This is a genomic window from Leuconostoc aquikimchii, assembly GCF_040838325.1.
GTDB classification, from domain to species: domain Bacteria; phylum Bacillota; class Bacilli; order Lactobacillales; family Lactobacillaceae; genus Leuconostoc; species Leuconostoc aquikimchii.
In genome coordinates this window covers 71,216-83,307 of record NZ_JBFPER010000001.1, presented here as the reverse complement: position 1 = coordinate 83,307, position 12,092 = coordinate 71,216, and the positions used below count along the sequence as shown (strand labels likewise).

Annotated in this window: 14 protein-coding genes; 1 reads left to right on the top strand and 13 read right to left on the bottom strand. The window is 37.7% G+C overall.

Annotated features, from left to right (window positions below; all coding sequences use genetic code 11):
- Positions 1-221 precede the first annotated feature (221 nt).
- The 9 genes from AB3K24_RS00500 to AB3K24_RS00460 all read right to left on the bottom strand — a co-directional run bounded on the left by AB3K24_RS00500 (position 222) and on the right by AB3K24_RS00460 (position 7,589).
- Positions 222-1,085: an NAD(P)-dependent oxidoreductase gene (locus AB3K24_RS00500; protein ID WP_367973154.1), complete on the bottom strand. Its 864-nt coding sequence runs from the start codon at positions 1,083-1,085 to the stop codon at positions 222-224.
- Positions 1,086-1,089: 4 nt separating this feature from the next.
- Positions 1,090-2,079: a D-2-hydroxyacid dehydrogenase gene (locus AB3K24_RS00495; protein WP_367975517.1), complete on the bottom strand. Its 990-nt coding sequence runs from the start codon at positions 2,077-2,079 to the stop codon at positions 1,090-1,092.
- Positions 2,080-2,147: 68 nt separating this feature from the next.
- A complete protein-coding gene (gene tyrS, locus AB3K24_RS00490; protein WP_367973152.1) occupies positions 2,148-3,395 on the bottom strand; it encodes a tyrosine--tRNA ligase in 1,248 nt (415 codons plus the stop codon).
- 304 nt (positions 3,396-3,699) lie between these two features.
- A complete protein-coding gene (locus AB3K24_RS00485; RefSeq protein WP_367973150.1) occupies positions 3,700-4,392 on the bottom strand; it encodes a hypothetical protein in 693 nt (230 codons plus the stop codon).
- Positions 4,385-5,017 carry an ATP-binding cassette domain-containing protein gene (locus AB3K24_RS00480; RefSeq protein WP_367973148.1) on the bottom strand — a complete coding sequence of 211 codons (633 nt, stop codon included), beginning with the start codon at positions 5,015-5,017 and terminating at the stop codon, positions 4,385-4,387. Before AB3K24_RS00480 ends, AB3K24_RS00485 begins: the two co-directional genes overlap by 8 nt.
- Entirely contained in the window at positions 5,017-5,646 is a 630-nt protein-coding gene (locus tag AB3K24_RS00475) for a hypothetical protein (RefSeq protein WP_367973146.1), read from the bottom strand. Before AB3K24_RS00475 ends, AB3K24_RS00480 begins: the two co-directional genes overlap by 1 nt.
- A complete protein-coding gene (locus AB3K24_RS00470) occupies positions 5,625-6,317 on the bottom strand; it encodes a hypothetical protein (RefSeq protein WP_367973144.1) in 693 nt (230 codons plus the stop codon). Before AB3K24_RS00470 ends, AB3K24_RS00475 begins: the two co-directional genes overlap by 22 nt.
- The gene (locus tag AB3K24_RS00465; protein ID WP_367973142.1) at positions 6,317-7,120 is read right to left on the bottom strand and encodes a hypothetical protein; all 804 of its coding nucleotides are present in this window, start codon (positions 7,118-7,120) and stop codon (positions 6,317-6,319) included. The genes AB3K24_RS00470 and AB3K24_RS00465 overlap by 1 nt, the downstream gene beginning before the upstream one ends.
- Before the next feature lie 13 nt (positions 7,121-7,133).
- Positions 7,134-7,589, bottom strand: a complete 456-nt coding sequence (locus tag AB3K24_RS00460; RefSeq protein WP_367973140.1) for a DUF2712 domain-containing protein — start codon at positions 7,587-7,589, stop codon at positions 7,134-7,136.
- Between the two features lie 240 nt (positions 7,590-7,829).
- Here AB3K24_RS00460 and AB3K24_RS00455 point away from each other — a divergent pair, with 240 nt between their 5' ends.
- Positions 7,830-8,591, top strand: coding sequence for a DUF975 family protein (locus AB3K24_RS00455; protein ID WP_367973138.1), 762 nt, complete (start codon positions 7,830-7,832; stop codon positions 8,589-8,591).
- A 55-nt stretch (positions 8,592-8,646) separates the two neighbouring features.
- Here AB3K24_RS00455 and AB3K24_RS00450 read toward each other — a convergent pair whose 3' ends face one another.
- The 4 genes from AB3K24_RS00450 to AB3K24_RS00435 form a co-directional block, all read right to left on the bottom strand.
- Complete coding sequence (locus tag AB3K24_RS00450) at positions 8,647-8,907, bottom strand: hypothetical protein (protein ID WP_367973136.1); 261 nt, start codon at positions 8,905-8,907, stop codon at positions 8,647-8,649.
- On the bottom strand, positions 8,904-9,662 hold the full coding sequence (locus AB3K24_RS00445) for a multidrug ABC transporter permease (RefSeq protein ID WP_367973134.1): 759 nt from the start codon (positions 9,660-9,662) through the stop codon (positions 8,904-8,906). Before AB3K24_RS00445 ends, AB3K24_RS00450 begins: the two co-directional genes overlap by 4 nt.
- A gap of 6 nt (positions 9,663-9,668) precedes the next feature.
- The gene (locus AB3K24_RS00440; protein ID WP_367973132.1) at positions 9,669-10,559 is read right to left on the bottom strand and encodes an XRE family transcriptional regulator; all 891 of its coding nucleotides are present in this window, start codon (positions 10,557-10,559) and stop codon (positions 9,669-9,671) included.
- A 262-nt stretch (positions 10,560-10,821) separates the two neighbouring features.
- Complete coding sequence (locus tag AB3K24_RS00435; RefSeq protein WP_367973130.1) at positions 10,822-12,036, bottom strand: ATP-binding protein; 1,215 nt, start codon at positions 12,034-12,036, stop codon at positions 10,822-10,824.
- Positions 12,037-12,092 lie beyond the last annotated feature (56 nt).

Genomic DNA, 12,092 nt, shown 5'->3' with positions numbered 1-12,092 from the left:
ATGAATGACATTTTACAAGCTAGTTGCCAAAATTAAATTGGCAACTAGCTTTTTTTGGAATTTTTTCTCATCGCCTGTTCTGATTACCTACAAAAACACCCCCAAATGTTATTCAGCACTTGAGGGTATATGTTAGTCAAAGATTAATTCAAATTAGCTGTCACTTGACACTTAGAAACTGGTTGTCATTGGTCTCGTTTCACGTGAAACAGTATCATGACTTACTGAAATTCTGACCACAACTTAACAATCGCCTGCACACCTTCATCACCGTGCTCTTGACTCAATCTAGCAAAAAGTTGTTCTGCTAACTGTGCACCTGGCAAATTAATTTGCATATCAGCTGCCGCATCAAGTGCAATTCTAAGATCTTTTAACAAATGCTTAGCGTAAAATCCCGCAGCAAAATCACCGTTCATCACACGTGGCATATAATTTGTAACAGACCAAGATCCTGCTGCCCCGCTACGCCACACATTGTAAGCATCCGTCATATTCAAACCTGCTGCCTTTGCGTAAACCATCGATTCTGCCATTGTAATAACTGTTGCAGCAACGCCAATGTTGTTACTCATTTTCATGTGTTGCCCTTTGCCTGCTGAACCCACCAACACAATTTGTTGCCCAATATCTTGAAATATTGGCAAAACTTGTTCAAAAGTTGTCGCTGACCCACCAACCATGATGGATAAGGTGCCATTTTTAGCACCAATATCACCCCCAGAAACGGGGGCATCTAGCACTTGAAAGCCTAATTGCTCACCCTTTTCAGCCAATTGTTCAGCTAATTTTGGCGTTGATGTTGTCATATCAATTAAAATATCACCGACTTTAGCACCAGCAAACACCCCATCTTCTCGCATCCAAACATCTTCAACATCTTTTGGATAACCAACCATCGTCAAGGTGATTTCTGACACGCGCGCGACTTCGGCCGGTGTATCAGCCCATACAGCGCCATTGGCAATAACGTTGTCGGCCTTGGATTGTGTGCGGTTATAGACCGTCACTTGGTGTCCAGCATGCAAGAAATTATTAACGATGCCTGTGCCCATGACACCAGTCCCAATAAAGCCAATTTTCATTTTTTCACCTCAAAATTTCGTTTTCGGTGTGCCCACCATTTGCCATGATAACCGCATCATCTAGTGCAATTTCAACCATATTTTTGATAGCTGTATTCGTATAAAATGCAATATGTGGTGATAAGTAAAAATTATCTAATTGAATGAGTCGTTGAATATTTTCCGGTAATTCCGCTACTGCTTGTTTTTGGTCCATAAACTCATTTTCATTTGGCGTCACATCAAATGCAGCACCGTAAAGTTGACCAGATAACAAAGCAGACTCTAAGGCGTCCATATCAACAATGCCACCACGCGCCATATTAAGCATAATCGTCTCTGGTTGAACCTTGGCAAAAAAGTCCTGATCTGCCAACCCTTGCGTTTCGGCATTTAATGGCGTGTGAAAACTAATCACATTTGCACGTGATAACGCATCATCCAAAGTTGTATATTCAACAAAGGCTTCATTTTGTGCATGATAGATAGGATCCACAGCGAGCACTTTGGCCCCTAATGCATGCAACATTTGTGCAAATGCTGTGCCAATCCGACCAACACCAATCACTGCAACTGTTAGTTGATAAATCTCGCGCACTTGTCCACCCGCAGCCCATGTATAATCACCAGTTGCCATGGCACGATCAAATTTTTTATTGTTACGTAGGATATTAAATAATTGTGTTAGCGTATATTCGGCAATAGCGCGAGGTGAGTAGGCGGCGACATTTGACAGACGAATATGATTACTAAAAGCAGCTGGCAAATCAAACACGTCATACCCAACTTGGCGTAAGGCAATTTGTTTAATGCCATAACTAGCAAGCTTTTGATAGATAGGTGCCGGCACATCAGTTGTTTGTTGTGTCGTGACAGCGTCAAATCCCTGTGCTTTATCAACATTATCTACCGATAATGGTTCAAATACCGTTACGACCTCATGTCCTGTCTTAGCCGCCCACGCCTTAACGTAAGACACCTCTTTATCCACACTATTGTACATTAAAATTTTCATCATATGCTCCCTTTATTTATCCTAATACTAACGCTATCATACACTTTAAATTAAAGGATTGCTTCTCATTATTGTACTTTGCCTAAGAAATACTTTTTCTTACCACGACGTACCAATACAAATTTACCATCATAGTGCGTTGTTGGTGCAATTTCAGTAGCCACATCGGTTATTTTTTCACCATTAATTGTGATTGCGCCGTTGTTAACATCTTCACGTGCTTGTCGCTTAGACTGCTCCACACCACCATCAACCAAAAAGTCAATAATATTTTTGCTTTCAGCGGTGATGTCAAAACTAGGGACACCACCAAATGCATCAGCAATTTGTGCTGATGACAATGTTGCAACATCACCACTAAACAGCGATTTTGATAATTGTTCAGCAGCGTCAACAGCTGCCTGACCATGAACAAACTTGGTAACTTCTTGTGCTAAGCGTCGTTGTGCTTCACGCGCGCCGGGATTAATGTCGATTTCTTTGGCCAACGTATCAATTTCTTCAATAGTCAAAAAGGTAAAATATTTCAAATATTTAACGACATCAGCATCATTTTGGTTCAACCAGAATTGGTAGAATGTGTAGGGTGATGTCTTTTCAGGGTCCAACCAAATCGCGTTGCCTTCAGACTTTCCGAATTTTTTACCCGTTGAATCTGTCATGAGAGGAATGGTCAAACCAAAGGCTTTGGCCGCATTACCTTCAAGTGAGTGAATCAAATCAATCCCCGATGTGATATTTCCCCACTGGTCAGAACCACCAATTTGTAATTTCACGTCTTCTCGACGCCACAATTCATGAAAATCAATGCCCTGTAGCACTTGATAAGTGAATTCCGTAAAAGAAATTCCCGTTTCTAAACGTGACGCTACAACATCTTTTTTCAACATCACATTAATCGAGAATAACTTACCATAATCACGTAAAAAGTCTGTGAGTGTCAGTTTTCCTAACCAGTCGTTATTGTTAACAATGCGTGTGTCATTATCACCGAAAAGTCTAGTAACTTGTGCTGTAATACCTTTTTCGTTTTCAGCCAATTGTTCTTGCGTGAGTAGTTTACGTTCTGTGGTTGGTCGTGGATCACCAATGGCACCCGTCGCACCACCTATAATGATAACTGCTTTACCACCGGCATTTTGAAACCGCTTCAATACCATAAATGGAATTAGATGGCCTAAATGTAATGAATCAGCCGTTGGATCGGTCCCAACATAGGCACCCATTTTGCCATCTGCCATGGCTTCAAGTAAACCTGCTTCATCCGTCACTTGGTTTAACGCGCCGCGCCATTTTAATTCTTCAATAAAATTCATTTTTTTCTCCTTAATTTATACATAATAAAAACCGCCCTATAAACATAGGACGGTTTTTACCGTGGTACCACCTAAATTGTAAGTCATCGGACCTACCACTTAAAATGCCTTATCGCGGCATACGTCATGTTTTTTACGTTGTGTAACTCGAGACAACGGCGGGTTAGTTTACAGCAACCACTAACTTTCTTTGACACACCCATTTGCCTCTTTAGCAACTAATGATGTCTTCATTATAACAGATAACATCTGTGATATGTGAAATTCAAAATTTTTTATACGTTAATATCACATGATCAAATACTTAATCCGTCAATGGTGTGAGTTTAACGTAACTCCCTTTATTCACGCCAGAAAATGAAATACTCAATAGTCGATGCTTTTCAAGAACGACAACCGGACTTGAACGTTGTAAAGTGGATGATATGACACCGCCATTGCCGTCACCACCACCATTACCATTCAAAAATCGGCTGTCTACGGCTATGGTGGCTGGATTATATTTCTCTCGTCTCAGATTATCACGCTTAATTTCATGAATGTCTACTTTATACTGTCCTTCAGGAATTTGTCGATTAACCACATAATTTCCTGGTATTGAAATCGTATAAGCGCCATCTTGTAATACTAATTTTTTAAACGCAGCTGGCTCAAACTTAACCGCCTCTTGATGACCTACATTGAAACTACTTGACTTTGTTAGGGATAGGCCAAGATAACGATCACCTTTTTGACCATCTGGTAGGTCAGGTGAATTGGTTAGATGATCAGACAATATGGTAATATCATAGACACCCGCTGCCAAGCCAAGTTGATCCATACCTTTAACGCCACCAATGTTTTCAACAACTTTTGTTGTCGCGTTATTTTTAGTAGTTCCAAGCATTGTCTTAGGTCCTTCTGGCATCACATATTCTTGAATGACCGGTATCACACGCCACAAAGAAATGCCAAAACCACAAACAATAATTGCTATAATCACCCATTTTTTACGCATGTTTTACAATCTCCCCATGAGATAGATCAATAATTTCATCTGCTAATACTGACAAGTCTTCTGGATTATGACTTGCTAAGATGATTGTTGCGCCACGTTTGGCTTCAGCAGCCAGTAACTCACGTATCTCTATCACACCTTGTTGATCAATCGCATTCGTTGGCTCGTCTAATAGAATCAACATTGGCTTTTCAAACAACGCTTGGGCAATCGCACCACGTTGCTTCATACCCAAAGAAAACTTTGCCACCTTGCGTGTGTCTTTTGGATCTAGACCAACCCGTGTAATAGTGGTCGCAATATCGTCATCAGTCGCCACCTTTTTAATTTTGCCCAGTAACTGTAAATTTTTTGTTAATGTAAATTCAGGTGCTAAGTTATTATTCTCTATTAACAGCCCCATACTCGGTGGAAAGTCGATTTTATCTCCTAACACCTGATCATCAATCTTAATTTGACCTTCTTTAACAGGTATTAAGCCTGCTAATGCCCTTAAAAGCATTGTTTTACCTGCCCCATTACGACCACGCAAACCATAAATCTTACCAGATTCAAAGGCATATGAAACTTCTTTTAATACCGTATCTTTTTTAAGGGTTATTGTTATATTATTTACTTCAATCATTAGATTACCTGCTTTTTTATATACGAGTATTTCAACGCAATTCCCAATCCGAAAATGATGATAGCTAAAGTGACACTGTTCCAAGCATTCAACGATGATAACTTGCCAAAGACAAATAGTAGTGACTGTAGTATTGGTATGTTAACAAATAGACCAAAGCCAAACACACTAGCTATGATAGAAACACCAAGAGTACTATTGCTTCTATCTTCTATGATCCGTTGTATCATATGCCACATGATATAGAACAACATGACTCCTAACCACCTAGTATCAATACGATACTGTTGTGTCATTATCAATTGCAGTGACCCTACACATAGAACACCTAACAAAATCACACTTGTAGACAATAAATAGCTATTAATCATCAATCGTCTGCGATTCACTTGCCTCACCACATAGTTCAGACTATGCCCTGATTGCATACGCTCTTCCCAACCAATTATCAGGGTCATTGGTGCTAATTGTGCCGTTACTAAAGTGGCTTTTTGTGTATAAGTTAGGACTGTTGTATCAATCAAGTAGATTGGTTCATCATACAATAACTGTTGTCCGCCGACCAATAATACCGACAACACGATAAATATAATGATTTGAAATTTTGTTATCTGTACCATGTCAACCATTTTGCTTTCGATTCACCAATTAAATAAATACCTATAATCATCAAAATCCATAGAATAATCATAAAGTAGGGTATCAACACAACAATATTCGTCCAATCCCCAATCATTGTAATAATTGCATAATAATGCCAAGGTAACTCGACTGGCAACCTTGTTGATGCCATTAATATGATGGAAATTGACGCCGTAACCAACAAAGACAGCCAGCGCCTGTTCGTATAATTATAAACAAGCATCATGAATACATGCATCATAGTCAGCGCTATAAAAGCTGTTACTAATTGCATCAGCCACAATAATAAGAACGTGCGCAATTCATACCTGTTCATCGTGATAAATGGTAAGCGTAGCAGTCCCATGACACCAGTAATCATGACAAAAACAAAAGCATCTCGTATACCATGAGATACATTTTTTCTAAATATACTAACACGACTCTTCTGTCGAATGATACTTTGCGGATTAATTGATAAGTTTGTCATGGCTAATGCCAAAAAGGAAGGCACAAATAATGTCCACCAAACAAGAAATCCCAAATATAAACTTGCTTCATATCGTGTCCAATCTTTAAAATCATAAACCATACCAAATTTATACCAATGAAGAAAAAAAATCAGGAAAATGACAACAGTAACAAGCATCCAGATAAGTAGCGGCTTTATTTTATTCATCAAATTACCTGCTTTGCAAAATAACGGTAAACTGTAACATTAATTACTAATATACAAACAGTCAAGGCAATATAGGCAAACATAATTTTTTCTATATATGCAGGCACTATTGGTTGCATTAGCTTATTAACACTATATGATCCTCCCCAAAATGGCAGATACATGGCTAATGTCAATAATACTAACTGGTATGTCTTTGTGATTAGCAATGCTAATGATACGAGCAATGTACCAAATAATATAAATAACCAGGTATTTAAAATGCTATATACCAAGTCTGTGACAATTAGATGCTGCCAGCTCCACACACCCCATTGCCAAATTGCATCCGTTTTTAAAGGTAGCATAACATCTGCATTCAGTGGATCAACATAAGTTTTGGAAACCAATAATTTAGTAACAAACACAACTAAATGGTTAATGATTAATGGTATAACAAATAACAAAGCACTCATTATACCTGATCCAATATATAATTGTTGCAAATGTTTTTTCTGTCCTAATCGTGCGATGACTGATAAATTAAAACCAGATTTGTGGTCATTAATTTGGTTCAATGTTACGCTACCTAAAATGAATAATGGTAACATACTATGCATAGTTGTACTCAAAAAGCTAAATGAACTATCCCCATTACTTACCAAAACAAAAGTCATACGCCATAGCGCATGACCTTCGTATAATCCATAGTTCAACGGGTGGATGCCAATAAAGATTCCAATCATAATCATGATAATAACAGCCATCACCATTTGATAAGCATGGCTAGCAAGAATACGGCTAATAAAAAAATTACTTGCCATTATTTTCTCCTAACTAATTTTTTCGACGTGAATCCGTTGTTGCAAGGTACCCTGTTGCTTCGTCCCACCAGCCTGAAACTTGATATGAATATGGATCACTGGCAGGATTAGCCGCTTTAAGACGTGTATTCTTTTTTTCTGCTGAACCATCACTTGGCGAGTAAGCGTAATCTAAATATGGTCCGGCTAACACAATTCGAGATGCATCCCCCCAACCAAACCATTTATTAGCCTGTAATCTGAAAGAATAATTAACTTTATATCCTTCAGTAGAGCTACCAACACCAACTTTAAAATTATCTTGATAATTCGATGTATTGCGATAGCGTGTTCCAGTATAACTGGCTGCACTATTTGGTTTAATTGTAAAATTAAAAGGTATATAATACAATTTTGCATCAGCCTTAGTCACCGCACCAAACGCTAGTGCTCCTCCAATTAATAACGATCCCAGTACTGCTTTATTCATAAACCATTCCCCCACTTTTTATTTTTTCAAGTCTTTTGACTTGCGTTTACCTTTTTTCAGCAACCAAAATAGTATATCATAATTTGAATATTAAATGCTAGCCATTTTGCTGTGACATAAACAACTATTTTTATGTCACGAATCACCTCATTTCCGCCTACTATATAACAGGTTTAACTTGCAAATATCCCTTTTTCTTGTTACCATTGTTTTACAATTAGTGGGAGTAATTTAAACAATATGACAAATAATAGACAAATTAAAAACATCGCGTGGTCACGCGTCACAACACATTTTAAGGCCGCATTTTTACTATCGTTAGTGCCAATGATTTTCACTGTATTCGGTGTCATGTCGGATCATAATTATCGGGACATAACATTTTCACCAGATTTCAATCCAACAGCACAAAAAGTAACTGATACAGCAAGCAATATGGGTCACTTTTTCCAAGACAATTGGCTAGCTCTTACAATTGTTAGTCTCATCGTTTTCATTATTATTATTATGATCGGCATACTGATGACAGCCATCAGTGATTTCTTTACTGAAAGTACAATTAGTGGCTTTATTGATTGGCACGAAACTGATAAGACACCCGAGTCACCAATTAAAGCTAGTTTTAACTTGTTAACTAGTACTGCATTTCAAATTGCATATCTACGCGCTGTTTATACGTTATTGTGGACATTGTTGTTCATCATACCCGGTATTATCAAGAGTTTTTCATACTCGCAAGCGCTATATTTATATCGTGATGACCTGCGCGCTGGCCGTGATATTCAATCAGCTAAATACTATATCACGCAATCCAAACAATTAATGACTGACTATAAAGGCCAATTATTCATGATGTACTTGAGTCTTATTGGCTGGTATTTCTTAGGATTCTTCACTTTTGGTCTCGCTAATTTATTTACTTTACCTTATACACTTGCCATTCGAGCAGAATTTTACATCGCGTTACGTGGCAAACAACCTGAAAAAACAACCGTATTATAAAAAGCTGAGAATTGAAATTCTCAGCTTTTTTTGTGACATGATATACTAAAACAACTTATCTATGGCGCAATATATACATTTGATCATAATAACCTTGGACAAATACTGCAACTTCAGTTAGTTTACCATGTACTACGACATTCAACAATCGTAACAAAACGTCAGGATAATGACGGCGCTTATGGTTGATGAAGTCTTGCCTAGCTTGTTGACAACCCAAATCATAATCGTTTATTTGCTGTTTTGTTTGCTCTCCGTAATTGCTATACACACCAGATTCATACTGACTTTTAACATACTCATGCAGATTAATCATTGTGTCACCTCATCTGCTGACAAGTTAGGGCCATGCTTTTGATGTTGCACAATAATTATAATCATAAATGGTATCACAATGAGTAAACAACTAAGCAAAAATCTTAGTAGTGCGTCGTTAAGATTTTTCTTCAAAATCATTTTTTGTACGATATCAAACAAATAATATCCTGGAAAAAATTTTTGAATCATCATTATCACTGTTATAACAGTACCAGACAACCATGTATCCAATCGTATCATTAGCATACAAAACCCCATGCTCAATGGCATGCTGAGCGCATCAAGCGTCCTACTATCTACAAAAATACCTAATAAAAATCCGATAGCACTTAAGTAAATACCCATCAAAGAAAACAGGACTAACATGATAACAATATTCAAATTAAACACTAACGACTGCATCAATAAACCAGCCCCTATAATCACAACACAAATGGCAAGATTTAAAATAAGTTGCACTGCTATTTGATCCATCAACCAACACCGCATACTGTAGTTGGATGTATGGGGGGCCTGCAGCTGATAAAATTTTCTAGTGTGACTAATTTTCTTCGAAAAAGTTACGACAGCATTTCCAGCAATGCCAATTGCACACGCAGCACTCAGCCAGAGATAGGCATTTGACATCGTGAAAAATCCCGATGCTTTGGCCATGCTAATCATCATCACATACCAAGCCAGTGGAAAAATAAGCGTAAACAATAGAAAACGTTTATTACGAGATGTTTCTTTAATATCCAACCACATAATCATCCTATGCTACCCCACTGCCTGATTATTAACCCGATACCACTGTTCAATGGTTTGGTTGTTGGCATGTATTGCTGCCACTGATTCATCTTTTGCAATCACCCCATCTTTTAACAACACAACACGCGTAAAATAGTGATCGATTTGGTTAAAATCATGTGTAATCGTTATCACACTGCCACCAACATGATCCAGATAGTGCCAAAAAAAATCGATTGATTCCAAGTCCATCCCCACTGTTGGTTCATCCAAAATTAATAGTTTTGCTGGTTTCAACAAACTAATCAGTAAGGCTAGTCTTCTTCTTTGACCACCAGACAATTGGCTAATAATAACTTGTGACTGCTCATTTAGATTGAACTTTTTAATCATTTCAGTCACAAATGTCGGTGAATACTGTCTTTGAATTTGTGTTGATAGCGTCACATGTTCTCGCACTTTTAAGGACTCAATTAATACATTTTTCTGTGGCATAACACTTAGATCAGCACTTGGATTAAAAAAGCGCTTTACTTGGCCATTATCAGGCTTAACCAGCCCAACGATTGTATTAACAATCGTTGTCTTTCCTGATCCATTAGCACCCAACAGCGCAATGCGATCACGGCCATATACTGATAAATTAATATCTTTAAGTACTGTTTTTTTAAATTTCTTGCTAATTTTCTGTACTTGCATAATTAAATCGTCATTGCTTTGTTGACCTGATAGTAGAAAATCTAAGTCAACTGCTAAGATCTCTGCTAACGCAATTAACTTATCAATGTCTGGTTCAGCCTCACCATGTTCCCATTTAGATACGGACTGCCGAGACACATATAATTTCTGAGCTAAAGCTTCTTGTGATAAACGCTTCTTTTGCCGTAATAGGCTCAATTGCGATTTAAAAACATTTTTCATATACTCTTTTCTCCTAGCATGTTTAGATGACAACACTTATGAATTTGATTATACATGAAACAATATTTTTTAAAATCTTATATACAATATTGCTGTAACCCTTTGATTGCTGAGGTTGCAACTGTTGGTTGCGGCAAGTTTCTCAACACAATCATAGCTAGAAAAGCACAAACTATGATAAATACAAACGAAGCAACAATAAAAATGCCTGAATGACATATCAATATATCTCATTCAGACATTTTTTAGCTATTTGGCCTGTTTACCTAAACTTCGGCGACGCTGTGTCATGTTTAGTCGTTGGATTCACGACGTTTACTAGCATTGTATGGGAATTACGATACATTTTTAGTATGGCTTGCCCGACAGCTAAATGACGATACGCCGTCATATTTTTTAAAGTGCCTATCTGTTGCAATTCATCTGGATTATTTAATTGATGAATCAGTACGCTACCAAATTGCCCGCTTAACTGTGTAGGTATGTCTAATGGCGATTGCGTTGAGACCACTGAATAAATACCATATTTCCGTCCCTCACGCAGTATTTTAAATAAACCAGTATCATTAAGTTGTGCTTGATTATCTGGCATGTAACGGTGTGCCTCATCAAGAAAAATTGTGATTGGGAAACGCGCCGTACTGGCCGTTCTGATGGCCAACAACTTTTTAAGTAATAGTGACAATACTAATCGGCTAACTGCGCTCCCTGTTTTTAACTGACTTACATCAATGACAAGTGTGCGTTTCTGGCTTCGACTTTCAGAAAACAACTTTAAAATATAAAATATATCTGTCTGCGTTGCCCGCGGCACATTAGTATGATGATGCATATTAAATACACGATTTAAAGTAGCTTGTCCCACACGAGATTGACCACTTAATAGTTCACCCCAATGTGCTCTTACCGCTGCATGATCTATTTCTTGCCCTAACAAATCATAATTTGCCTTTGCATCACCAAATGGTACAGCAAATTCTTGAATGACTTGTGACATCAACAGTGTTGCATCATAATCATAGCCAAAGACTGACAGCTCTTGCTGTTCTTGATTAAATGTCGTCAGTTTTTTATTGATTTTGATATAGGTGCCATCATTTTTGATGACATTTTTCTGAATCCTAAGTGATTCGATTGCCGTCGCTATTTTTTGGATTAAATGATCGCTGTTGATACCTAATATGTGGGCAGCATCATGGGCTATCAATTCTGAAAAATCTAAATTGGCATCTTCTCCTAAAGTATAGGTAATAGCATTTGGTATGTGACGATACTCACCTGTTGCATCAAAAATAATACTCGTTTGTTGCAACTGCTGTAACGATTCGACTAACGATAATAATGATGTCGACTTGCCATTACCTGTCGCACCAACAATCATTAAATGATGAGATAATAAATCATTTGGATCAAGAGACACAGGTTCATTCGTCCCGCTTTTTGTCACAAAATCATTTAAAGCACTGTGATTAACCACACTATTCACCTCTCACTATTTTATTTGTTATGACTGCCTATATCGATAGTACGTCC